Raw genomic sequence first — 23,552 nt, forward strand, 5'->3', positions numbered from 1 at the left:
GTAATTCGTTTAATTAACTCAGTGACTAATACTTACCTTTCTGCTTTTTATAATATTTCATGCAATAATAACATGTTATTTAGTTATTTCATCTTAGAAGGCATAGTGAATGTACATCGCAGTAATCAAAAGAAGTGTAATTATTTTTTTAATCGCCGGCTGTAGTCCAGAGCATAAGTCGAATACGATGGATAATAATGCAGTAAATGAAGCTATAGCCTTAGATGAAACTCTAACCTTAGATGAAGCTGAATTAGTAAAAGAGCGACAAAAGCAAGTAGAGTTACTTGACAAAGAACTTCAGTTATCAGTTAAAAATCAACGTATTGAAAATGAAAATCAATTACTTCAAAATGCGAATAATATTCAAAATGGCGCTGAAACCGAGTTATTGAAAACGCAAAAAGAAGAATCTATGTTAGCCGAGGAAGCACTTTTAGAAAATGCTAATAGTCGAGCAAGTAATTTAATCACTCAATAACTAAAATAGATATTTATAAATAAACTCAGCATAAAGTATAGCTATATTGCGCAATTCAATATAGCTATTGTTATAGGTCGAAGCTTAATTAATGCTTTATTTTTCAATTTCTTGCCATGAAATAATACGGTCGTTTCCACGATAAATACCAAAGCTTAATAAGGCGCTAGGATTGTCATCATAAAAGTTATTGTCAGAACCTGTATCTAGCGCATCCCATTTAAACTTAAACCAATCAGGTACTTCATACTCCCACTCAAGCATGCCTTGTTTATCTGGGCGACTAAATAGCAATTGATTCTGTATGCCTAACTCAAAAATACCTGAAACACTCGCGGTGGTATCTCCAACCTGAATGGCATCTGTATCAATATCAATTAAACGATAATCCCAAAGATCCATATTACCCGAATATTTAGCGCCAGATTTTTTATCCGCAATAAGTGTTGTTAAACAAGATTCTGCGCTATGAGTGATAAAGTTAGTACCATCATAAATTTCAATATTGAGTGGTGCTCGTAATTGGCTTTTTTCTGATCCATAAGAGTTTTCAAGCACCATGCGAGCGAACCGAATTTCAACGCCTTCTATCAGTAGCTTTTCTGCCGAACCAGTATCCGTGCTCAATAAAATACCATCGCTGTCTTCTACTTGCGCTGTAACAAGTGGAATTATTGCACCAAAAGGCTGTAGTAAACTTGTATCGTTATGATCATAACTAAAGTGGTCGTTAACAGAAAAAGTATAAAGCCATTCGCCGGCATTGAACTCGCCTTCATCATCAATACTTGCACTTAACGTACCGATTTCCATTGCAGAAGTTATGCCTACAGGGTTGCCAGCAACACTATCAACAACTTGTTGCACATCATCGTTAGTCGGCGCAATAGTATCGACGCCACTGGCTAGCAACTTCATAAAATTTTCAGGCTCACCTAAAGTATAATTTTGAGTTACTTCATTTTGCGCATTATAAGCTGTAATCGTTATTTTTGGCTCTATGCTATATGAAATAGTGCCTTTATTATCACTAGTTTTTTGGCCGCTATATGCCCAATCAGCAATAGCACAACTACCTATTGTACTGTGAAAATTATCTAACTTCCCTGTATGCTCTTCTTTGACACTTTGTTTAAAGTAAGCAGGGGTAAAACGCCCAACGCTGACAGCTAAAGCCGACACTAACCCTTGGGTACTACCTAAACCACCATAATTAACATCTTGAATATCAAGATTAATAATACCCACTTCATTAAATTGCGCAGCATTAAAAACAGACTCGCCTTTATCGCCTTCGGTAAAGCTAGTTAAGCTAGCGTCCTGAAAGTTCGCGTTGGTTGAAGTCGTAATATTCTGCCCTGCAGCATAAGTAAATATGCCATCTACCGTTGAATTTAATACTGGTGCGGTACGTGTTACTTTGAGCTGTAACTGGCCATCAGATTGTCGGTAGTTTTGTGTTGGTTGACCGTCAAAATTAAGCGCCTTAACACTTAAGTTGAAATTTTCTCCAGCTTTATGTGTTGTTGTACTTAACGCAGTATTACCATTTAAAGGGGCGCTTAAGTAACTTGCTGATATATCAAAATTAGCAGGTTTTACCCAAAAATCATTCGAGCTACCTACAATGGCAATGCTACCGCTCGTGTATCTCGCATTTAAGCGAATTTTACCGGCATCTAAATATCTAGGCGAAGGGATAATTGCAATACTATCGTTACCAAAATCCAAAATAACATTATCAGAATATTGTGGATGTTTCGCTATATTATCACCGCCTGTTTGAAATGCTAAACCGGCATTAAAGGCTAAGTCTGGTGTAATATTTTGCTGTGACAAACTAATGTTAACATTGCCGTTAAAAATGCCGGCACAAACACCATTATTATTTTTAACCGCTTGCAATTTTAATGTTTCATTAAATTCAACACCGGCTGTTTGTGGAGCAATTGTTTCGCTATTATTATCCTCATAAAGAAATCGAAAGCCTGCATCAGCAAAAGTCATTTCACAACTAGAGCCAAAACCAGAGCATTCAACGGCGTTACTTGCTGCGATGCTAGCATCATCAATCGTTAAGGTCACTGTTTCGGCAATTGTGTGGCTTAAGTTAACGATTGTACTACCTGTGAAAGTAGGTGTAGCTTTGATTGTCGTGCCTGTTGTGGGGCTAATGATATTGAAATTTAAGCTTACCGACTCGGTACTTTCTACTGAGCAGTTACTATTGGTACAAGCTTTAATGGTAATGGCTTCAGCGTCACAAGTTAGGCCATTTCCATCATGTACAATCTCGTAATGATGAATAACCGGCTCGGCACATGCGTGTCGCATATTATAAATGGCATTAACTTCTGTTGAAGATAGTGCATTATCAAAAATGAAAACCTCGTCAATGTAACCAGAAAAAAAACGGCTCTGAACACCTTGATCCTGCCCTATTTGTATCGGATCATTATTGAGAATTAAGTCTCCAGTATGAGTTCTAGAGCCTTTCTCAACACCGTTGACGTATATTACTTGTTTACCACTTTTGTAGGTTATTGATATATGGTACCAATTCCCTGCTGTTATACCTGCGCCCGACGTTGTAAACGATTGTGTTTGCCACCACCAAAGAATTTCACCCGATGAATTTAGATGAAATTCATAGTTTTCATCCTTAGAAACAATCGTTTTCAAACCTGATTGCGGCAGTGTTTTGGGATTAATCCAAACACTAACACTCAGCTCTTTTTGTAAATCTAACACTGGGTCATCATTAATCTGAATAAAATCATCAACACCATCAAAATCACCATAACGACAAGTTCCTGGATTGCCAGTTAACGCTGGGGCTTGATTAGCCGTAGTAACACCATTTTCAGCTTTGGTATTATAATTACCTGTTTCATCAATCACTTCACCTTGGCTGCCGTTCCATAACAATGCCTCCATCGAGTAATGAAGGATGGGATCATTACCACAAGAAATAGGCTCGCCATCAAGTCCTAAACCATTGTCCTGAAATTCATATATTTGATCGATTTGGCTTTGTTCGATAACTTTATCAAAAATCACTAACTCATCTAATAAGCCGTTGTAAGCTTGCGCTGCTGAAAAACGACCGCCGACACTATCTTGCTCTTGTCCTAGAATTAAGCTTTGAATTGATAGCACGCTGGTCGTTTGATTTAAGCAACCCTGGGGAACTTTATCGATAAACAAACAGCTTTGGTTATTACCGTGTGTCCACACTAAGTGACGCCATGTATCTCCTGCTATTGAAGATATTGGCAAGGTACCATTTTGCGTGTTTTGTAAATAAGGCCTAAAACGAGTGGCATTAGTAAACCACATTATCAGTTCATTATTACTGCCTGATGTTGCACCTGACACTATGCTTTGAGCACCTGTTTTTGCCGTTTTTGCCCAAACAGAAATACTAAACTCAGAACGACCATCTAATACCGCCTCATCAAGCACAACATAGTCGCTGGTGCCTGTTGCTGATAAATCGATAGCCCGACAAACTTTTCCTTCAACAGGCTGAGAAAATTTTGCTCTGCTATGAAAAGTTCCAATGCTGTCTTTAACTTCGCCACTAACATCAGCGTACTCTTTTTCATCAAACTTAAAATTTGCAATAGGTATTATTGCCTCAGGCTCTGGCCCACAAACTCGTCCAAATTCAGCATCAAAAACTCTTGCATCGTAAGTAAGTAAAGAGCCTTCCTCTATAATAACCTTTTCTCCTGCTGAAACACCGTATAAAAAACTTGCTGAAGTGTAGGTAAGATCTTTAGCATAAAGTGCGCCTGAAAAAGTTACACCGCTTTTCAATACCGTATTATTATCAACATGCATAACCAGTTTAGTTACATCTCCACTGGCTTTAATCGGCGAGTTAACTTGAGTATCAGCTGGAAAAGTTAACGCTTTTTTAACGTAAACAATGGCGGTACCATCACCAACCACATTAATGGTTGTCGCTTCTTGAATGGTTAATTCTTCAAAAAAATAACTCTTACCCGCCAAAAGATTAAGCGTGGTGTTAACCCCTAAATTAAATTGCTTAAAATGATAACTATCATAGCCACTGCCGAAATTTAAGGTTGCAAAATTTGGTACGGGTTTAGGATCTGCATTGGTGTCGATAATATTAATATTTACATTTCGATATTTATTAAGTCCCCTAATCCCAAAAGTAATAGAACCACCATCTATAACGCTAACATCTTGTGAGCTGTTATTTTCATCAAATGCAGGATTGGAAGTAGCCGAAGACGTATTAGATGCTGTGCATTCAATACTATCGCAAGTAGGAAAAAATGGAGTGCTAGTGAATTGTATGGCGCGAGTAGTTAAAATGGTGTCAGGGTTATTTTTAACTTGTGCCGCTCTACCAAAAGTAATATTACTATCAACTTCTTGCGTACCATGAGTGGCAATAACATCAGGAAATACGGCAGGACAAAGTGCAGCAATAAGCGGATTAGAGAAAACTGAAATAACCGTGATAATAAAAGCTAGAAACCATCTTGATAAAATCATCATACCAACCTTAGCGCTACAGTTTTGATTTACAAAAATACTAAATATTGTCTATTTAATCCTATCACAATTTATAAAATGCGGAGGAATAAAGCCCCATCGCTCAGAAAAAATAAAAATAAACATAATTAACAATAACTTAAAAAAATGGTGATATCGAATTAGTTAATAATAACCAACGTATTAAATATTTAAATTTAAGCTTATGCTGAACTCGACTCAAGCTCAAGACGTGTAATTTAACAGTGCCGCTCTATTGGGCTTGATTACTGCGCAGGAATTAAGTTGGTAATTAAATTGAGGGTGATAAAAAATCAAACCGTTTTCATAAGTCTATTTAAAGCCACTAACTCGATAATAATGCAAAAAAAACCCGCTGTTAGCGGGCTTTAGTGAACTCATTTTTCAATTACTTAAGCATATTTCAATTACTTAGTTTTACGTTGACGTAGTGCGAAACCAGCCAGACTTGCTGCGAAAATAAATAATGTTGTTGGCTCTGGCACAGTAGCCGGAGCTTGTGTGTTAGATGCACGAACATAGAAAGTTTCGTAATTAAAAAATTGATCATCACCTTGGTCATTTTTTTTACCTAAGCGTTCGTTAAATTGTGTAACATCAACGTCAGTAAACAATGTATTCCAATACGATACCGAGCTAATTATGACATTATTAACATCGATAAAATCTGATAGCTCTAAATCTAAAAATAAACTTTCTAGGTCAGGATTATTTGCGGTGTTTACAATTTCCATCCATCCAGCATGAAAATCAGCATTTTTAAATTCATTGGTTCTTTGACCATTTTGAAAGTCATTAACAACATAATTGGTGACATTTACAGGTGAAGCCCAAGTCCAATCATAGCCCCCATATGAAATATAGGTATCTTCTGTAAGATCTGTAGTAATCAACCCCGCCGAAGCTGAGTTAGAAATGAACATGAAAAGTGCAATAATTAATGTGAATATATACTTGATCATTATAAAACCTCGATTAATGAAAAACAGCATCATTTGTATATTTGCTTTGATGATAATTTAAATCACAACTTTCAAAGCATATTTTATGCCAATAAAAATAAAGCAATAAAAATCATAAGCTTATTTTTATAAAAATTTTATAAAACGTTTGCATTCAGATAAAGTGTAAAAAAAACTAACAGTTATAGACTTCGTGCTTCTACCGCTACTGTTCTCGATGTTTTCTCACCGTCTATTGTACACTGCCCTGTACTAGAAATGGAATAATAGCGCACATTATCTAGTTCAAAATCAGAGCATGTTACGCTGACACTGCACTGTTTTAATCCTAGCACATTAACAAAGTTGGGCGTTAAACTGTTTATATCTGCTTGATTCTTACAAGATATTGCATTACTCCCCAAAGGAAAAGCTTCAGATAATTGCCACTGTAAACCACTTTGTGCGGCTGTGTAAGCTCTCGTGCCTAAAACTTCATATGCCACACCTTCTTGGCTTGAATCTAACATGTTTACTAAAGCAGCGCCGAGTGCCGACAAAACAATAATGATAAAAATGGCGATAACTAATGCACTACCCTTTTGCGTAGATCTACGCAGAAAAGAATGTGAGTGTTTTATTATTCTCTGAGGTTGTTTATGGGACATTAGGTACTTGTATTTCATTATTAAATACAATCTCCTCTAAATTAAGCACAAACTTTAATCTCGTTAGCGCTAAGCCATTTCTTTGCAATGTTGCCGGAAAAGTTCTAAATGGCGCAATATTGCCAGCAGATGAGTAATTAGCAACATGCTCGGCCATTAATATACGGGCAGTTGTAGAGCCTAAGTTTGGTTGGCCATTACTCGCGTAGTTAGAAAAACCATAATTTTGATAACGAAAAACAGCATTACTTTCAACACAATAACTCACAGGCGTTTCAATAAAGTATAGTCTATTAGTGGGAGATTCTGCGTTAAACAAGGTATTACTTGCAAAGTTTATGGTTGAAGGCGTTTGTTTGTTGCCAGAGTTATTTACTGAAGCGAAAGCCTCAATAACACCTGATGCCGTATTATAAATATCGCCACTGTTCAGTGCATAAACGGCTACATGCTCAGTTGTCGTTTTAAGGGGCTCTTCTAACATAACGACTTCAACACTGTTAGTTGCTGCTTCTGGCGCAACCGGAATATCCAAATAAATGGCACTTTTATCTATTGGGACAAACTCTAAACATTGATTATTATCGCCAATGGTACGAATACTATTAGGTAGTGCATGTCTTACTTCACGATTTAGCCTTTCAACAACAAACCTAGCGGTAGAAATTAATGCCTCTCGATCGGCAGCATCGGTATAGCTTTTAGTACCGAAACGTAAAAAAGAGGTAATACTACTCGCTAGCACACCTAAAATTACTATAACGGTTACTAGCTCTACTAAAGTAAAGCCTTGTTGATGCTTTCGTCTTAAAGACATTAGAAATTCACCCGATAAACAGAAAAAACAAAATCAAAATTTTGCGGGGTTGTTACAGTAACGGTCACAAGTTTGGCGGTATAGTTATTATCGGCTCCATCACTATCACCATCATAATCACTGTCGTTAATAACCTCTACGTTGATTTGGTAACCAACATACATGTCACCTAACGAATCACTATCACCCAGCGAACTTTCAATCAACGACAAGCCATTATAGTCGTCAACATCGTCGAAGAGCTCTCTCTCATTACCCTCTTCATTTGTTAAAACTGTAGAACATGTTTCGTTATCAGCTGATTTAATTTCGCCGTCATTATTTTGGTCTTCTCCGCAACGATAATAACCACCTGACATTTCTGAGTTTTCATCAAAGGCTTTACCTAGAATTTCATTGATCATTGATTGACCAAGCTCTGCAGCCTTAATTTGATGTACCTGTTCTGCGCTTTGGTTTGCAAGCGGGAAAATTAACGTGGTAAATATTGAGAAAGCGATAGATAGCACAACTATGCCTACAATGGTTTCAATTAAAGTAAAGCCTTGCTGAAAACTGTTGGAGAAAGCATTGAACAATGATGATTTTTTGCTACTAGAGCGCATGAATATAGCCCTCTGCCTCTATTTGTACACTTATACTTTGCTCGCCATTGATAGTAATTATGCAAGGGGCATTACAAGAAGGTCGCCCCAGACTATCAAAGTTGAATGTATTGCCAGAAAAGTTAGTTGTAAACGTAATATTGTCATTACTGTCTACCTGAATCTTTGAGGCACTATCTTGCCATGCAGAAGCAAAACTTGGCGTAGTTGAGCAATTATCTGGCGTACCTAATTTTGTTGCAGTTACTAATACGCTATGACAATAAGTGCTATTGGTTTGCTGCATTGCCTTAGTCTGAATTAACCGTAGCTTTGCAATAACATCGCTACGATATGCAAACTCTGTAAAACCTTTAGAGGTGAGAAATTTTGGCACTACGGTCACGGAGAGAATACCTAAAATAATAATGACAATAATCAACTCGATCAAGGTAAAACCTCGAGAGGATATATATGGTGTACTACTTATGAATTTAGTATTTGCCAACTATACTGCCTCACTCATTTTTTATTTCTAGACGCATTCATTTAATGTAAAGGTTGGCAGTGAGTTTTCGTCATTTGCCACTCGATAATACAGCATACATGGATCATCAAAACTGGTAGGTTGTGCGTTTTCACTGCGATAAATAATTAATGTATTTTCTGATGTTGAGTTCACCACTAGGTAACTAAAATTATCATCAAGTTTAATAAGGCGCTTCCAATCACTCAACTTTGCAAATGGATAGCCATACCGAACAAAAATTTCGCCATTGTTACTAAACCCACCACCATCGCCAATGTTAATTGTACCCGTAGGCTGCTTTTGGTTACCTTTAACTAAAGATTTAGTATGAAGTAACGCTGCTGCACCTTGCATAGTTGCTTTTACACCTTCTAATGTCGATGTTTGTGCCTCAGCTTTTAAATTAATAAATTTAGGTGCTGCCGTTGCAGCTAAAATACCTAAAATAACAATAACCACAATTAACTCGATTAAGGTAAACCCTTTGGAATTCATACTACATACCTTTAATTGCTTTGAGTAAGTTACTATACCGCTAAAATAGTTAAACTTTTTCGACAAACGCTATCTTGTTAGCTTAATCTAATTAGCATAATTAATCTAAAAAATATCAAGCACTTTTTTTATGAAAGCTAATAGCGCTCAATCCTAAACGTTTATAGGCAACATCTAACCATTAACCAAACTTATTCTGTAAAATCAGCGCAAAAAAAAAGGAGAGCTAAGCTCTCCTTGATTTAATAGTGAATGACCTAACAGCTTGTTAAAACTGCCGCTAAACCAGGTGCTGTTTCAGCATCGGTTGCATTGGTATAAGATAATGTACAAACACCACTGTCTGGAGTACCAGCGTGCGTTACAACATTAGGAGATGCTTCTGAAAAACTAATGTCACTGCCGTCTTCAAGCTCTATTAGGCTTGAGATACCAAGACCTGCATCAGCCGCAGAACCATTACCTACCGGCACAGCCGCTGGGTAACCAAATACAAGTGCGTAATGTTTAGTACCAATTTGGATAGATCCCGTAGCACCAGTTTCAGATTGAACTAATGCTTTAGCGTGGGCTAAATTAACTGCGCTGTTAATACTGCCTTGAACGCCTTCCATAACAGAACGTCTAGCATCGCCAGTTAAATCAATAAATTTAGGTGCAGCTGTAGCAGCAAGAATACCTAAAATTACAATTACAACGACTAATTCAATTAATGTAAAACCTTTTTGTGCATTTAAACTATTACTTGTTAACTTCTTCATAACGTGAGCCTTTATTTTAAAAATTAATTATTGTTGATGTAAACAACGACCGAACTGTCCGCTGGTTGATAGGTAAAGCTATTACCAGTAGTTGTCGCTGTGCCTGGGTCTGTAAAATTATCTCCGTCTTTATTTAATGTTTCTTTTAAATAAAAATGACAAAGTGTTGTGGCACCTGTGCCTGATTTAGCCGCTAAGTAATCAATACTATTATTACTATTTAATGTTGCAATAGCATCAGTAATACGAGGGGGCTGTTGGAAAATACTTTGCCAAATATCAACACAGTTATCAGAAGTGAAGCCACCTCCTAATGTAGAGCCACTGCCACCGCCAGCCACTGAAGAAACAACATAACCAGGGCGAATGCCCGTTGCTTCAGTAGTTAGCACTAACAATGTACCATCATAATCTACCGAATTTTTACTATCAGAATCCTTTGGTCGTCCTTCAGCTTCCCATTGAGCGCGAGCTAAAGAAACTGCAGTAGCAAAACCACCAGCCATTCCTTCAATATTGGCTTGTTTAGCTTGGTCAGTTAAATCGAGAAATTTAGGAATAGCAGTTACTGCTAAAAAGCCTAAAATTACAACAACAATAACTAACTCTATGAGGGTAAAACCTGACTGCTTATTCATAACAACCCCTTAACAATTATATTACTTAGATTCTAACAACGAAATACTAGTAAAGTCACTTACTTAGTCGACTTTATTTCTCTTCCAAATTCTACACAACAAATTATATCCAACACATAAAGCCTAGTATGCTTGTTTAACCTCACTGACCTTGCCATTATTTTGTTGGTAAGTGAAGTATTCCCCACTAGGTAAACTATACTGACAATACTGCACTACTTCATTTTTATGTTCAACTAACACGGCACCAATTGGCTGCTTCATGTATATCAAGGGAGCCTCCATAACAATTTGCCAAATACGCTGACATAGCATGAATTCGTCTGCTGGCTCTATCCAACCTTTTTTATTCATCGGCACTTTTATTTTATCACTTCCATCCGGTTGAATATTACTACTTTCAATAACTATGTAGTTAGGCTTTTGATCCATAAACCACTGCGCATGTGTACCATTAATTCGTGCTGAAAATACCTGTGCTAATGTTTCGAAACCTGCTCGCGTGAGTTGCTCTTGCTGCTTAAAAAAATAAAATAGAAAGCTGGCCATTAACGAAGCGACTAACACCACAACAACAAGCGTTTCAGTTAACGACTTCTCATTTTTTTCAGCCACTTGTAGTGATGTCATGATGTTTTCTCATAAGAATAAAGCATCGCTATTTACCTTGGAATGCTGACATCATGTTCCACATTGGAGTAAATATGCCTAGCGCTAACACAAGTACCATGGCGGCTACAATTGCAATCATAATAGGTTCTATTCTAGCGGTTAATGTGCTTAGTTCATAATCAACTTCACGTTCGTAATAATCCCCAACTTCTGCTAGCAGTTCATCTACTCGCCCGGTTTCTTCACCAACAGCGATCATTTGAAGTACTAACGGGGTGAATAATGTACTGGTAGCCGCTGAGCGCAATAGACTTTCGCCGCTTTCAATGCTGCTTCTCATTGTTAAGATTTTTTCGCGCATATAAGTATTATCAACTGCATCGGCAACCAGCGATAAGCCAGAAGTCATTGGAACACCTGCTTTAAGTATAATGGCAAAACTGTGTGCAAAACGTGACAAAATAGAACGTTCTATTACACCGCCTACTACGGGTAATTTTAATTTTCTCTTATCCCATAAATACATACCTGAAGGTGTTCTTAAATAATTTCTTAAAACGAAAAAACCAACAATACTGCCAATAAGCATATGCGGCCAATAATCAAGAAAAAAGTTTGAACTCGCTATCAGCATTTTTGTAGCCCATGGTAAGTCAGCACCTAATTTACTGAACATATTGGCAAAGGTTGGAATAACAAAGATGTTTAAAATAACTAATGCGGCAACAAGCGCAATTAAGACAAAACTTGGGTAACGTAGTGCTGTTTTAATGCGTTTTCTGGTTTCTTGCTCTCGCTCAAAATAATTAGCAAGTTTAAGAAACGCATCATCAAGGTTACCCGTATTTTCACCAACATGTACTAGAGAGACAAATAATGGTGTAAATATTTTAGGATGTTTGTGCAATGTTGTAGAAAGCGGGAAGCCACCTTCTAATTGAGATGATATATCGGTTAAGGCTGACTTTAATTTTACAGAGGTACTCGACTCTGCCATACCTTTAATGGCTCTTAAAATAGGCACACCAGACTTTACTAGCGCATACATTTGACGACAGAATACGATTAAATCATCAAGCGTAACTTGATTGAATCCTAACAATTCGTTTAGGTCAATATTATTAGAGGTTTCTGCATCTTCGGATTTACTAGCATTTTCTATTGATATTGGAATAATTCGCCTGCGAGATAATTGCTCGGCAGCCATAGTTGAATCTGCTGCTTCAATAGCACCTTTAACTTGGCTACCACTGGCATCTCGCCCAATATAATTGAATGCTGGCATAATGTTATTATTTACCCTGTAACGTCAATGGTTTCTACTAATCGAAGTACTTCTTCAACACTTGTAATTCCTAGCTTAGCATAATCAAATGCCGCTAAAGCTAAAGGCCTAAATTCTGGGTGTTGTTTCGCAGCCTGCGTAAACGCTTCTGTATCATCGCGTTTTAAAGCGGCCATCATAGGTTCGTTCATTTCTAATAACTCAAAAACACCAATACGACCTTTATAACCAGTATATTGACAAGTTTGACAGCCTCGACCATGACTAAACTCAATAGCGTTAACATTTTCATCAACCAGGTTAGACAACCACATTAACTCTTGTTCTTCGGGTTGATAAACTTGTCGACAACTGTCGCATACTTTACGCACCAGGCGCTGAGCAATAATGGCTCGTAATGAGCTCCCCACTAAGAAACCGGCTGCGCCCATGTCTAAAAGTCGTAAAGCACTCGTAATAGCATCGTTAGTATGCAAAGTTGATAAGACTAAGTGACCGGTTAATGCGCCTCGTAAACCTATTTCTACAGTTTCTTTATCACGCATTTCGCCGACCATTAGAATATCTGGATCTTGTCGTAATGCCGTTCTTAGTACACTGGAGAATGTGAGGTTAATTTTACTGTTTATTTGTACTTGGTTAACGCGTGGTAGACGATATTCAACCGGGTCTTCAACAGTGATTATTTTCTTACTCGCTTTATTAAGTTCACTTAACGCTGCATATAAAGTGGTAGTTTTACCACTACCGGTTGGTCCTGTAACTAGCACCATACCATGTGGACGTGAAATTTGATGACGGATACGTTTGACGAAATGCTCAGGCATACCGGTTTCATCTAAAGACAACATGCCAGCAGACTGATCAAGTAAACGCATAACGACTGATTCGCCATATTGAACCGGCATTGTAGACATACGAACATCAATGTTATGTCCATTAATTTTTAAATTAAATCGGCCATCTTGTGGTAAACGTTTTTCTGATATATCAAGTCCTGCCATCAGCTTCAAACGCAATACCATTGCTGATGCAATTTTATTTTCTTTGAGAATATTTTCTTGTAATACGCCATCAATACGTTGACGAATACGTAGCGCTTTTTCGTCTGGTTCAATATGAACATCTGATGCGCGCATTTGTACGGCATCTTCGAACACTGATTGCAATAATTTACCAACCGTCGCGTCTCCGCCTTCCTCAAGAAAGTTATTTGACAAGTCAAAGTCACTACTTTGATCATATTCTTCCTCAAGTTGACTAGCAAAAGACTCAATATCAGCTGTACGACGATATAAGCCGTCAAAAGCATTAAATAGTTGTGTCTCCATTACAACAGCAAGCTTCAAACGCTTTGGTGCTAACATTTGTTCAAGCTGATCCAATGCACTTAAGTCAGCTGGGTCGCTCATGCCTATCAGCACAGAGTCGCCTTGGTCTTCTATAATAATGGCACGTAAACGCCTTGCATGTACTTCAGGTAATAACAAAGCGACTTCAGAAGAAATTCTACGTTGGCTGATATCTAAAAAAGGTACATCTAATTGTTGAGCAAAAAACTCTAGTAACTGTCGTTCACTGATATGACCTAATTCAATTAAGGTATCACCAAGCTTTCTTCCTGTTGTTTTTTGGCTATTTAAAGCCTGCATTAGATGTTCATTGGTAATAATGTGTTCATGAACAAGTAAATCGCCCAAACGCATTTTTAATTTAGGTGCTGCCATATTATTCTCCTAACTCTATCAGGCGCTGTTGAGCAAATTGCATTGCACTCGTTGATAAATTATTCTGTGTTATAGATTTTTTATAAGCATCTATTGCAGGTACAAACTTGCCTAAGCTATCTAAAGATACGGCTAAACCTAACCACCAACGACCTACTTCTGGCTCTTGTGTTATCAACTTACGATACGAAAATATAGCACTTTCATGTTCGTTTAGCTCGGCTGACACATTAGCTAATAACGTTTGTATTTCGACACTATTACTTAGGTTAATCGGCTTCAATATATTGTAAGCTTGTCTTGTTCGTTCCTGTTCATAATAGATTCTAGCACTCATCAAACGCATTTCTTCAGCCTGTGGCGCTATGGCAATACCTTGAGATAATAAGTTAATAGCATCTTGATAATATTTTTTTCCATACCACAATGCAGCGAGTTGTTTACGTGCTGTTTCGTGTGCAGGAGTCAACATCAGTATTTCTTCAAACAATGACTCGGCGCTTGCAAGATCGTTACGTTCCATTGCTTTTTCAGCTTGAGTTATTTTATTTGCAGCTAAAGCTTTTGGTGATAATTGAGAACGCGAAATGGTTAGGCTTGATTTAACTTCACTGGCTATGGGTTCAGGTTTTTCAACTACTGCAACCTCTACAACAGGCTTAATCGGCGCAACAATAACCACAGTGTCATTTTTTTCTCCCATCGAGACAGTTAACTTATCTACCGTAGCGATACTTTCTACTTTACTAGGCTCTGCTACAACATCAACAACTTGTTCCGTCTGAGTAACCGACGGCGCAGAATTAGCTGTCGCTTTTAAAGTACTAACATCTTCTCGGTCGATCTCAACGACTTTAGTTTCTTGAGTAGGTTTATATTCAGTCGCAGGCTTAGTGTTTACTTCTGTGTTATTACTTGATGATTCAATTGACGGATAAGTCAGCAGATTAACGTGGCCTTTTTCCTGCTGCGCTTGAAGTTTTAATTGTTGATTCTCACTGTACAATTCCCAGCCAAACCAACCAATAACATTAAAAACAACGATAACTGCGACAATCATAAGCATAATTTTTGACGATGATCTTTTTTCGGTGAAAGGCATAGCAACATTAGCGCTACCTTGCTGATCACTCTGTCGCTTGTCTAAGTCTTTTAACATTTGGTTTATTACACTCATGCTAGCAATCCAAAAATATCCCGTGAAATGTACAAACCAATACAAGTAACAGCTAATAATAAACTGATTATGTAAAATTTTCTTGATGACTGAATCTGCAAACCTTCGGTGTCTTGTATTGCAGAGTTTAAATGTTTTTTAGTCAATTTATAGCTGCCTTGACCATAGCCTAGCATTAACATTTTATGACAAATAATATTTACAAGCCTAGGTATACCACCACTCACTTTTGCAACTTGGCTCGCCAATGAATGACTAAATAAATTTTCCCCTTTATGACCCGCTATTTGTAACCTGTGTTGAATATAATAATCAACTTCACGCGCATTCATTGCACGTAACTTGTAAGAAAAAGTAATACGTTGTTTTAACTGTCTAAACGCTTTTTCTGCTAACCTTTCATCTAATTCAGGCTGAGCAAACAACACAACTTGTAATAACTTGCGTGTTTCTGTTTCAAGGTTGGTAAAGAGCCTCAATGCTTCTAAGCTTTCAGAAGGCAGAGCTTGTGCTTCATCGAGAATTAACACCACAGAATGCCCTCGAATATGCAACTCCAATAACCTTTGCTGAATACGCTGAGTTAACAGCTGCAGCGACATACTTTGAGCTTGCTTTACACCGAGTTCAACCGCTACTGCTCGTCGTAATTCATCAGGTTTTAAGTACGGGTTTGGAATATAGGCAGTAACGAAGTGGTCTGGAATTTCGTTCAATAACTTTCTGCACATTAAGGTTTTACCAGTGCCGACTTCACCGACAACTTTGATAAAACCCTCGCCAGTTTTTAGCGCTGTAAGTAATACCGCCAGCGCTTCATTATGTGACTCTAAGCCCAAATAAAAACTGGTATTTGGGGTCAGGGTAAAAGGTAACTCCCTTAGACCAAAATGGTACAAGTACATAAGTTATAACTTAATTGTTACTAGTGTTTGCGTCTGGATCCTCTGGAAACCATTGCTTTAACAAAGCACGTGCGTCTTGAAGTTGGTTTTTCCAAGTATCATGACCAATTACAACCGGCTTAAGTAGAATAACTAACTCTTTCTTTTGTACTGATTCGCTTTTACTTTTAAATAATGAGCCCATCACCGGAATGTCACCAAAGAAAGGTGTTTTAGACTCAATATCAACTTTGCGCGTTTCGATTAAACCACCTATAACCACTATTTCGCCTGATCTCGCACGTATGATGGTATCTGACTCTCTTACACTACTTTGCGCAAGGGGTAAGATTATGTCTTGGTCGCTTAACCTAATTGTTTTAGTTTGCTCATCAGTAATAGTTACTGATGGGTGAATATGTAAAATAACCTCACCATTAGCATCAATTTGTGGCGTTACATCAAGCGCTATCCCTGAGAAAAAAGGTGTTAAATCAATCTCTGGTGTAGTCGTGGTTGAAGTACCTGTAGTGGTTGTGCTCGAAACATCAGTGACGAAATATTCATCTTCACCAACTTTAATAATCGCTTTTTGGTTATTTGTTGCGGTAATTCTAGGGCTTGAAAGTACTTGTACATTACCTTGAGTTGATAATAGATCAATCACGCCACTGAAGTCTTTATTCAAGAAACTTAAACTAGTTACACCACCTACTGCCGAAGAAATTGTATTGCCAACAATATTCCCCGTAGTTGAAAAACCAATATCGGTACTTTCAATGTGTCCTAATACTTGGTCCCATTTAACACCCTGTTGGTAATCATCATTTAAGGTGACTTCCATAATCTTCGCTTCAATAATAACCTGACGACGCAAGTGTTCCTCGGTGCTTTCTATAAAGCGTTTAACAGCAGCTATTTCAGCAGGTAGTGCCTTAATGGTTACTAAACCGGCTTGCGGAGATACAATAACAGATCGACCTTCTTCATCACCCACTAAAGCTGTTAATGTCTCTTTTAACTCTAACCAAAAATCAGATTCATTTTCGGTATAAATATTTACACCGCTATTACTGTTTTGATTACTATTGCCGCTTTGTCCGTTATTGCTTCCACCATTATTGTTATTATTGTTATTGCTGCTATTACCGCTCGAGTTACTACTATCAGGATCGTTTTCAGAAACACCGCCAGAATTAATACTGGTACTAGAAATACCACGGCGTTTAACATATAAGTAATCTAAAGGGATAGTTTCAGTACGAATGCCTGCCGGATAAACTTGAATAACCCGCCCTTCTCGTCGAATATCATAACCATATAGTGATTCAACAACGTCTAACGTTTCATCAAGCGTCACGTTTTTCAAATTCAGTGTAATATTGCCACTAACGTCTGGATGTACAGCAATGCTGTATGATGAGTCATCTACTATCGCAGCAAAAAATTGATCCGCAGCAACACCACTCGCAGCAATTTCTAAGCGTTTTTCAGCCAATAGTCCATGGCGAGCTTGCTGAATTTCTTGCTGCATAAGTTCTTGTCGAACAGAATTTGGTAGAGCTTGCAGCGGTTTAGGTGCTTTAGGCTGTTTAGATTGTTCAATAGCCTTATCTAACGCTTGAGTAACATCTGTTGGTGGTTTTGGCGCTGATTGACAACCCACAAGTACGATAAACGCCGAGCAGCATAATAATTTCATTTGGTGTTTTTTATTCATAATTATTTTATTCATTTTGAGTTCGCTATTACACCGGAAAATAATGATAATTCCATTCTACCCTGTGGTGAATCTAACACCACCCCATTTTTACTAATTGCAATCAAGTTAAATCCATTGTATTTGTCACCAACACTAAGCGCTTGGCCATTAATAATCGCCTTTCTTTTCTTATTGCTTTCGATAATTGATTGCAAAACTAAAGTGGCATTCTTCTCACTACTATTCGAAGTCGCTATTTCGCCAAAAGGTCTCGTTGGATCTATTTGCTGACCATTTACATAGTTAGATATAAATAAGAAGCATAAAACAAGTATGATTTTATACACCAATAAACTCCTGTGACGTACTTAAGCTGTAAATTTCAATTTCAAGTTCACTCACTGGATAGGCTTTTAGTTGATAATCAAATTCTTGCCAGAAAAACTTCCAAGATAAACTTTCCAATTGGGTTAAGTAATCTTTTAATTCGAAATATTGACCTTGCAGTTTAATTTTTATGCCATGCCTGTATAAACGTAATTGCGCTGGTTGCGACTGAACATCACGCGTTTTAACCGTTGAAGTATTATTTTTTTCAATAGTTTGTTCGGTTTCATTTTCATCATCAGCTATGACCTTATCTTCAGTTACAGGGTTTGCTGGTAACACTTCAAATGAAAGTAATTTCACGCCTTTTTGTAATTTAAGTAACTTAATTAAGGCAAAACGCATTTGAATGGGGTCGATTAAGTCAGAAGTTAATTCAAGGAGTTTTTTATCAACATCTCCGAGCTTAGCCTGATATTGAGAAAGCTCTCTTTTCAACGCAGTATTGGGGTCTTCACTTAGTGCTTGCTTTAAAACTTGAATAGAACCTTTTTTACTTTCAATATCTTGTTGAGCTTTAATTGTTTGTTCTTTGTAACTGCCAATGTTTTGGATAGGTTCATCTAAAAATAAACTATACAAAACAAAAATCACAGCGACTAAGCCCGAGGCTATAATTAAGTACTGCTCTCGAGGTGTCGTATTATTAAATTTTTCACTATAAGTTAACCACTGAGACATAGCACTACTCTCCTTTAGATGGTGCAGAGCTAACAACGAACTCAGTTAATTTTTGTTCATTTTCAGTTAAAGAAAAATTAATAAATCGCTTTCCTGAAAGAAATGTTGATGATTCGAAACCAGACAGCCAATTAGGCACGGCATCAGGTGTTCGAGCTAGCCCCGCAAAAGTCATATTACCATGACCAATATTAACTCTTTGTAAACTAATATTTTTATCATGCAGCGCTGATAACTCAACCATAGCACTAGAAAAACCGGCGCTATACGTTTTAGATGGGTCGGTTAATTGTTGGTGTAAGTGCTCTTTATTAGCAATAACAAGTTTAATTGTATTTAACTGAGCGAGTAACTTAGTATCTTGGCGGTTTTTACTAATAGCTAATTCTAAGCTTTTTAGTTCTGTCGTTTGAGCGGCATTAATCGCATTTACGCTATCAAGTTCAGCTTTAACGTTATTGACTTGCCATTGAGTAATGAATATTAAACCGAGCATTACTACTAAGGCTATTCCCCAAAGTGTAACAACACGAGTCAGTGTCCATAACGCTTTTATAGGTAATAGATCAGCTTGCAATAAGTTGATTGAATGTTTAGCCATTTTAATTTGGCTCCATAAAATTTAACTGCGTTGCTCCAACAGCAACCGCACTGCTTCTATAGTTTTCTAATGAACTTGCCATAGCAAATAGTTTTACTTCTACATTGGTATTTTCAGCCAATTTACGTGCTAGAAAAGCTTCTTGCTCTAAGGGCAGTAAAATTTCAATTGCTTTGATAGGCGCTTGCTTTAACTGTCGTTCAAAATAGTCAGTAGAACGTTGAATTTCTAAACTTAACGTATCGATAACCCCCATACTTAATTCATCTTCAGTTTTATTGGCAATTTGTGCAAAGCCACGTAAACGTCTACTAAAGAAGAGCTGGCCATTTTTAACAATTAATAGGTTAATTTCTTCATTCGGCTGTTGGCAAACGAATAAAACGGCATCTTGTTGTATGGGTAACAAGCTTGCAAAGGCAAATTCTTCAGTAGTAATACTACTAATATTTAAATCATCATCAGTAAAGGTTGCAACCAACTCAATTAAGTCACTTTTAGGAACACACACAACATTAATTTTTTCATGGCCGCCGGCAAGAGTTGGACCATCAAAATAATCTAAAACCATATTTTCAGGTGAAATACTGACCAAATCTTTGATTTGCCATTTCAAGGCTGCATTCATTTCAGTATCAGGTACTTTAGGTTTGTCTACCTGCACTATTTGAGAGTGGGCATGCGCTAATACCAATTGGCACTGGCCTGGGAACTTATGACGATTAACTAAGTCTTTTAAAGCGACGGCAACCGAATTGCCTTTATTTTCAACAACTTCACCTTTATCTTTATTACCGTTTTTAGAAAAATAGCTAATCGATTGCTGTCGCAATGCGACACCAACTATCTCAGTTGATTTTGCTGTTGAGAAAATATTTTTGATCCGTGTAATAATTGACATTAAGCGATATTATTATTCTAATTTTATTTGACCATAAAGCCATTATCGCTGATTCTGTTTTCGGTGCAAGTGTTTTAATTACTTCATTATTTTGAGTTACAAACTTATGTCCAATTTCTCAGCTTTACAAGCTATAACTCACCCGCTATTTACTCAACATAAATTAACTGTTCATATTAAACGTGACGATCAGATCCATCATATTATTTCAGGTAACAAGTGGCGTAAACTTAAATACAATTTAGAACATGCAAAATCTATTGGTGCTAAAGGTATTATTACTTTTGGTGGTTGCTTTTCTAATCATATTCATGCCTGTGCCTTTGCTTGTTTGCAACATAAACTGCCAGTTATTGGCATTATTCGTGGCGAAGAAAATAATCAAAATAATTATACGTTAGCCTGGGCAAAGCATTGGAATATGCAATTAACATTTGTTGATCGTAAAACCTATCGTATGCGAGATAATGAAGCTTATTTAAAGCAATTGCAGCAAGAATACCCGGACCACTTTATTATTCCCGAAGGTGGAAGTAACTCATTAGCGCTTCGAGGCGTTGGTGAGGTGATTGATGAACTTAACCAGCAGTGTGAGTTTGATACGCTGATGACACCGGTTGGCAGTGGTGGTACGCTTGCTGGCTTAGTTTTAGCCGACAATGCTAAACATAACTTATTAGGTATCGCAGTACTAAAACAACAAGATTATTTAGAGCAGGAAGTGCAGTCCTTATTAGGAGAGCAAAATAAGACCTGGGAAAATTGGCGTATTGCCCATGAATTTCACCGAGGAGGGTATGCAAAATTCAGCCTCAACGATGCTGATAATATACGTAGCTTTAGTAATATAGTGGGTATCGATTTTGAGCCTGTTTATTCAGGTAAAATGGTTTTAGCACTGCTTGATCTTATAGGGTCAGGTTACTTTCCAGAGCATCATCGGATTGTATTGCTGCACACCGGCGGCTTACAAGGTTTAGCCGGCATGTTTGAACGTGGCATACTTAATCAAGATGAATGGCCTTTGCTACCTGTGCCACCGGTTCAGTAAAAAAGTGCCCTTGACCACCTTTTATATCAAGCTGCAAAAGTGTTCGCCACTCCGCTTTCCTTTCAACACCTAGCGCATATACAGCAATACTTTTAGCCGCGACTAAGGTTTTTAAACTCTGAATAAACACTTGGTTTTCAGTTTTTTTATCTATATCGAGCACAATGCTTCGGTGTAATTTCATCGCATAAATGGGGTAAATATTTATATAGTTAGCACTTACTACGTATTGACCAACTTTATCAGCAATAATTTTCATGCCAGCGTTATTTAACTGCTCTAACGCTGGTGCTAATTCTGTTATATTACTGACAAGTTGATACTCACTAATTTCAATCAGTAATTTTCCTTTTACTGCAGGAAATCGCTGCGATATGGCAATAAATTTATCTGTAAATCCAACCGATAAAAGCGAGTCTAATGAAATATTAATACTACAACTATATTGCTGGTCAGGTTCATGAGATAAAACACGGCAAACTTGTTCGAGAATAAGCAAGTCTATTTGCATCGTTAAACCACATTTCTTTGCCATAGGAATGAAAACACGTGCATTAATCAAGGCGCCATTTTTATCTCTTACCTTAGACAATACCTCATGGTGTAATATTTCTGCACTGTCACTGGCAATAACAGGCTGAAAGAAAATAACAAAACCATTTCTCTTGATCGCTGCACTAAGAAAAGTTCGCCATTTAAGTGAACCCTTTGCTTTTACTACTTCTAACTCACCCGCTTCGAACATAAACCATTGCGAAGGCCCTTGTAGCTGAGCAGAACGAAGTGCCATATCGGCTTCAGACATTATTTGATACGGCAGCTGAGCATTATTAAAATAGCTAATACCTATATGCACAAACTCTTCTTGGTTAATCCCTATAGGCTTAACAACCGCTTGAAAATTTTTCAGTAATCTATCAGCAAGTTGCTCAACTTCTTGCACGAAAAAATTAGGCAGTAGTAGAGATAACTCATAGTCACTATGGCGCGCAAGAAAGTAACTGGGTTGACCTTGTAACCTTTGTTTTGTGACTTGAATTAACGTTAACAGAAGGGATAAAGCTTGCTGATATCCATGCAGGTTATGAACTAACTCTATTTCTTTAAATTGAATTAAAAGTACTGCTCCTTGTACATCTTCTTCTTTCAAGAATGCTTGCAATCTATTGTCAAAATACGCTCGGTTTCCAATGCGAGTGTCTTGATCTAATAAAGCGCTTGAACGAATGTTTTGATCCCATTCCGTTTCGCTAGTTATGCTGTCATTTATTTGTTGTTGCAACTGATGAATGGCAGAAGTAATTGCATAAGTTTCCTTTAATGAATGATCAATATCAATACGATTAGAAAAGCCTTGAATAATCGATAAATTAGCCCAGTTTTCTAATTTTTTAATTGGTCGAATACTTATGGCTATTTGCTGTTTAAACCTGTTATATAAAATTAAACCACTTATTAACGTTACTAAAGTAAACAACCAGAATAACGGTGAATAAAATACGATAGTAAAAGGTGATAAGAAGCTCAAGTACCAACGGCTATTCGTTATAGGTAATAAGCGGGAGTTTACTTGTTTTTTCATGACTAACTTCCCTATAACGCTGCTATACATTACAGGGGCACTTGCAAGATTATGCAATTGCTGATCATTTAACTTTAAGGCTTCAAGGGTATTATGTTGGTTATTTTGTGTTTGATAAACAGCGATAATAGAAAACAAACACACGAAGATGTATAAGGTTATTATTGACAAAAATAACGCTTTAAGTGTAATTTTTTCTTGTTGCTTAGTTTTTGATAACATTAACACTCCATAGCCTAGTCTTTGTTTTAACTCTTCTTAACATCCATCATGTTAAGTGACTTTCTTTATCTCTATATTTACTCAAGTGTAGTATAAATACTTGAAGATGTTCATCTAATAAATTTTTAATTAAAATACCATTAGTGCTGCAAGGAACTTTCATTAAAAGCCAAATTTTCAGGATACTATATAAGTCACTTCATAAGTAACTTCCTGGTTTTTGGCTGAGTTTATTTTTCGCATAAAAAAACCTGAATTCATGACGAATTCAG

Annotated in this window: 22 protein-coding genes; 2 read left to right on the forward strand and 20 right to left on the reverse strand. The window is 37.2% G+C overall.

What is annotated here, in order from left to right:
* The first annotated feature begins 109 nt into the window (after positions 1–109).
* Complete coding sequence (locus tag AC27H3_RS03320; RefSeq protein WP_487103713.1) at positions 110–481, forward strand: hypothetical protein; 372 nt, start codon at positions 110–112, stop codon at positions 479–481.
* Between the two features lie 96 nt (positions 482–577).
* Here the strand turns inward: AC27H3_RS03320 and AC27H3_RS03325 are convergent, their stop codons facing one another.
* From AC27H3_RS03325 to AC27H3_RS03415, 19 genes are all read right to left on the reverse strand, one after another.
* Complete coding sequence (locus AC27H3_RS03325) at positions 578–5,014, reverse strand: DUF6701 domain-containing protein (RefSeq protein WP_487103715.1); 4,437 nt, start codon at positions 5,012–5,014, stop codon at positions 578–580.
* A gap of 428 nt (positions 5,015–5,442) precedes the next feature.
* Positions 5,443–5,997, reverse strand: a complete 555-nt coding sequence (locus AC27H3_RS03330) for a PEP-CTERM sorting domain-containing protein (protein ID WP_487103717.1) — start codon at positions 5,995–5,997, stop codon at positions 5,443–5,445.
* Between the two features lie 182 nt (positions 5,998–6,179).
* Positions 6,180–6,644 carry a PilX N-terminal domain-containing pilus assembly protein gene (locus tag AC27H3_RS03335; protein WP_487103719.1) on the reverse strand — a complete coding sequence of 155 codons (465 nt, stop codon included), beginning with the start codon at positions 6,642–6,644 and terminating at the stop codon, positions 6,180–6,182.
* Entirely contained in the window at positions 6,634–7,461 is an 828-nt protein-coding gene (locus AC27H3_RS03340) for a PulJ/GspJ family protein (RefSeq protein WP_487103720.1), read from the reverse strand. Before AC27H3_RS03340 ends, AC27H3_RS03335 begins: the two co-directional genes overlap by 11 nt.
* Complete coding sequence (locus AC27H3_RS03345; protein ID WP_487103722.1) at positions 7,461–8,066, reverse strand: type IV pilus modification PilV family protein; 606 nt, start codon at positions 8,064–8,066, stop codon at positions 7,461–7,463. Before AC27H3_RS03345 ends, AC27H3_RS03340 begins: the two co-directional genes overlap by 1 nt.
* A complete protein-coding gene (locus AC27H3_RS03350; protein ID WP_487103724.1) occupies positions 8,056–8,553 on the reverse strand; it encodes a prepilin-type N-terminal cleavage/methylation domain-containing protein in 498 nt (165 codons plus the stop codon). Before AC27H3_RS03350 ends, AC27H3_RS03345 begins: the two co-directional genes overlap by 11 nt.
* Before the next feature lie 27 nt (positions 8,554–8,580).
* Positions 8,581–9,069 carry a type II secretion system protein gene (locus AC27H3_RS03355; protein ID WP_487103726.1) on the reverse strand — a complete coding sequence of 163 codons (489 nt, stop codon included), beginning with the start codon at positions 9,067–9,069 and terminating at the stop codon, positions 8,581–8,583.
* Positions 9,070–9,326: 257 nt separating this feature from the next.
* Positions 9,327–9,830 (reverse strand): type II secretion system protein, encoded by a 504-nt coding sequence (locus tag AC27H3_RS03360; RefSeq protein WP_487103727.1) that lies wholly within the window; start codon positions 9,828–9,830, stop codon positions 9,327–9,329.
* A gap of 23 nt (positions 9,831–9,853) precedes the next feature.
* Positions 9,854–10,468, reverse strand: coding sequence for a type II secretion system protein (locus tag AC27H3_RS03365; protein WP_487103729.1), 615 nt, complete (start codon positions 10,466–10,468; stop codon positions 9,854–9,856).
* Positions 10,469–10,591: 123 nt separating this feature from the next.
* A complete protein-coding gene (locus AC27H3_RS03370; RefSeq protein WP_085301101.1) occupies positions 10,592–11,098 on the reverse strand; it encodes a hypothetical protein in 507 nt (168 codons plus the stop codon).
* A gap of 28 nt (positions 11,099–11,126) precedes the next feature.
* A complete protein-coding gene (locus AC27H3_RS03375; protein ID WP_487103731.1) occupies positions 11,127–12,365 on the reverse strand; it encodes a type II secretion system F family protein in 1,239 nt (412 codons plus the stop codon).
* Between the two features lie 11 nt (positions 12,366–12,376).
* Complete coding sequence (locus AC27H3_RS03380) at positions 12,377–14,092, reverse strand: GspE/PulE family protein (protein WP_487103733.1); 1,716 nt, start codon at positions 14,090–14,092, stop codon at positions 12,377–12,379.
* Position 14,093: 1 nt separating this feature from the next.
* Positions 14,094–15,269 (reverse strand): tetratricopeptide repeat protein, encoded by a 1,176-nt coding sequence (locus tag AC27H3_RS03385; RefSeq protein ID WP_487103735.1) that lies wholly within the window; start codon positions 15,267–15,269, stop codon positions 14,094–14,096.
* On the reverse strand, positions 15,266–16,174 hold the full coding sequence (locus AC27H3_RS03390; RefSeq protein ID WP_487103737.1) for an ExeA family protein: 909 nt from the start codon (positions 16,172–16,174) through the stop codon (positions 15,266–15,268). The genes AC27H3_RS03385 and AC27H3_RS03390 overlap by 4 nt, the downstream gene beginning before the upstream one ends.
* Positions 16,175–16,184: 10 nt before the next feature.
* A complete protein-coding gene (gene mshL, locus AC27H3_RS03395) occupies positions 16,185–17,888 on the reverse strand; it encodes a pilus (MSHA type) biogenesis protein MshL (RefSeq protein ID WP_487103739.1) in 1,704 nt (567 codons plus the stop codon).
* Positions 17,885–18,205 carry a hypothetical protein gene (locus tag AC27H3_RS03400; RefSeq protein WP_487103741.1) on the reverse strand — a complete coding sequence of 107 codons (321 nt, stop codon included), beginning with the start codon at positions 18,203–18,205 and terminating at the stop codon, positions 17,885–17,887. Before AC27H3_RS03400 ends, mshL begins: the two co-directional genes overlap by 4 nt.
* Positions 18,195–18,923 carry a hypothetical protein gene (locus AC27H3_RS03405; protein WP_487103743.1) on the reverse strand — a complete coding sequence of 243 codons (729 nt, stop codon included), beginning with the start codon at positions 18,921–18,923 and terminating at the stop codon, positions 18,195–18,197. The genes AC27H3_RS03400 and AC27H3_RS03405 overlap by 11 nt, the downstream gene beginning before the upstream one ends.
* Positions 18,924–18,927: 4 nt before the next feature.
* Complete coding sequence (locus AC27H3_RS03410; protein ID WP_487103745.1) at positions 18,928–19,524, reverse strand: PilN domain-containing protein; 597 nt, start codon at positions 19,522–19,524, stop codon at positions 18,928–18,930.
* Between the two features lies 1 nt (position 19,525).
* Positions 19,526–20,425 (reverse strand): MSHA biogenesis protein MshI, encoded by a 900-nt coding sequence (locus tag AC27H3_RS03415; RefSeq protein WP_487103747.1) that lies wholly within the window; start codon positions 20,423–20,425, stop codon positions 19,526–19,528.
* 106 nt (positions 20,426–20,531) lie between these two features.
* Here AC27H3_RS03415 and AC27H3_RS03420 point away from each other — a divergent pair, with 106 nt between their 5' ends.
* Positions 20,532–21,476: a 1-aminocyclopropane-1-carboxylate deaminase/D-cysteine desulfhydrase gene (locus AC27H3_RS03420; RefSeq protein ID WP_487103749.1), complete on the forward strand. Its 945-nt coding sequence runs from the start codon at positions 20,532–20,534 to the stop codon at positions 21,474–21,476.
* On the opposite strand, the gene AC27H3_RS03425 is transcribed toward AC27H3_RS03420, so the two are convergent.
* Positions 21,430–23,280 (reverse strand): EAL domain-containing protein, encoded by a 1,851-nt coding sequence (locus AC27H3_RS03425; RefSeq protein ID WP_487103750.1) that lies wholly within the window; start codon positions 23,278–23,280, stop codon positions 21,430–21,432. The two genes, AC27H3_RS03420 and AC27H3_RS03425, sit on opposite strands and share 47 nt — an antisense overlap.
* Between the last annotated feature and the right edge of the window lie 272 nt (positions 23,281–23,552).

The sequence above is a fragment of the Colwellia sp. NW0002-52-1 genome, from assembly GCF_057550865.1.

Coding starts and splice junctions, on each gene's coding strand:
- AC27H3_RS03375 (WP_487103731.1), bottom strand. CDS start 12,365: ATGCCAGCATTCAATTATATTGGGCGAGATGCCAGTGGTAGCCAAGTT.
- AC27H3_RS03325 (WP_487103715.1), bottom strand. CDS start 5,014: ATGATTTTATCAAGATGGTTTCTAGCTTTTATTATCACGGTTATTTCA.
- AC27H3_RS03330 (WP_487103717.1), bottom strand. CDS start 5,997: ATGATCAAGTATATATTCACATTAATTATTGCACTTTTCATGTTCATT.
- AC27H3_RS03365 (WP_487103729.1), bottom strand. CDS start 10,468: ATGAATAAGCAGTCAGGTTTTACCCTCATAGAGTTAGTTATTGTTGTT.
- AC27H3_RS03335 (WP_487103719.1), bottom strand. CDS start 6,644: ATGTCCCATAAACAACCTCAGAGAATAATAAAACACTCACATTCTTTT.
- AC27H3_RS03360 (WP_487103727.1), bottom strand. CDS start 9,830: ATGAAGAAGTTAACAAGTAATAGTTTAAATGCACAAAAAGGTTTTACA.
- AC27H3_RS03385 (WP_487103735.1), bottom strand. CDS start 15,269: ATGAGTGTAATAAACCAAATGTTAAAAGACTTAGACAAGCGACAGAGT.
- AC27H3_RS03380 (WP_487103733.1), bottom strand. CDS start 14,092: ATGGCAGCACCTAAATTAAAAATGCGTTTGGGCGATTTACTTGTTCAT.
- AC27H3_RS03370 (WP_085301101.1), bottom strand. CDS start 11,098: ATGACATCACTACAAGTGGCTGAAAAAAATGAGAAGTCGTTAACTGAA.
- AC27H3_RS03345 (WP_487103722.1), bottom strand. CDS start 8,066: ATGCGCTCTAGTAGCAAAAAATCATCATTGTTCAATGCTTTCTCCAAC.
- AC27H3_RS03410 (WP_487103745.1), bottom strand. CDS start 19,524: ATGGCTAAACATTCAATCAACTTATTGCAAGCTGATCTATTACCTATA.
- AC27H3_RS03320 (WP_487103713.1), top strand. CDS start 110: ATGTACATCGCAGTAATCAAAAGAAGTGTAATTATTTTTTTAATCGCC.
- AC27H3_RS03420 (WP_487103749.1), top strand. CDS start 20,532: ATGTCCAATTTCTCAGCTTTACAAGCTATAACTCACCCGCTATTTACT.
- AC27H3_RS03425 (WP_487103750.1), bottom strand. CDS start 23,280: ATGTTATCAAAAACTAAGCAACAAGAAAAAATTACACTTAAAGCGTTA.
- AC27H3_RS03355 (WP_487103726.1), bottom strand. CDS start 9,069: ATGAATTCCAAAGGGTTTACCTTAATCGAGTTAATTGTGGTTATTGTT.
- AC27H3_RS03405 (WP_487103743.1), bottom strand. CDS start 18,923: ATGTCTCAGTGGTTAACTTATAGTGAAAAATTTAATAATACGACACCT.
- AC27H3_RS03390 (WP_487103737.1), bottom strand. CDS start 16,174: ATGTACTTGTACCATTTTGGTCTAAGGGAGTTACCTTTTACCCTGACC.
- mshL (WP_487103739.1), bottom strand. CDS start 17,888: ATGAATAAAATAATTATGAATAAAAAACACCAAATGAAATTATTATGC.
- AC27H3_RS03415 (WP_487103747.1), bottom strand. CDS start 20,425: ATGTCAATTATTACACGGATCAAAAATATTTTCTCAACAGCAAAATCA.
- AC27H3_RS03340 (WP_487103720.1), bottom strand. CDS start 7,461: ATGTCTTTAAGACGAAAGCATCAACAAGGCTTTACTTTAGTAGAGCTA.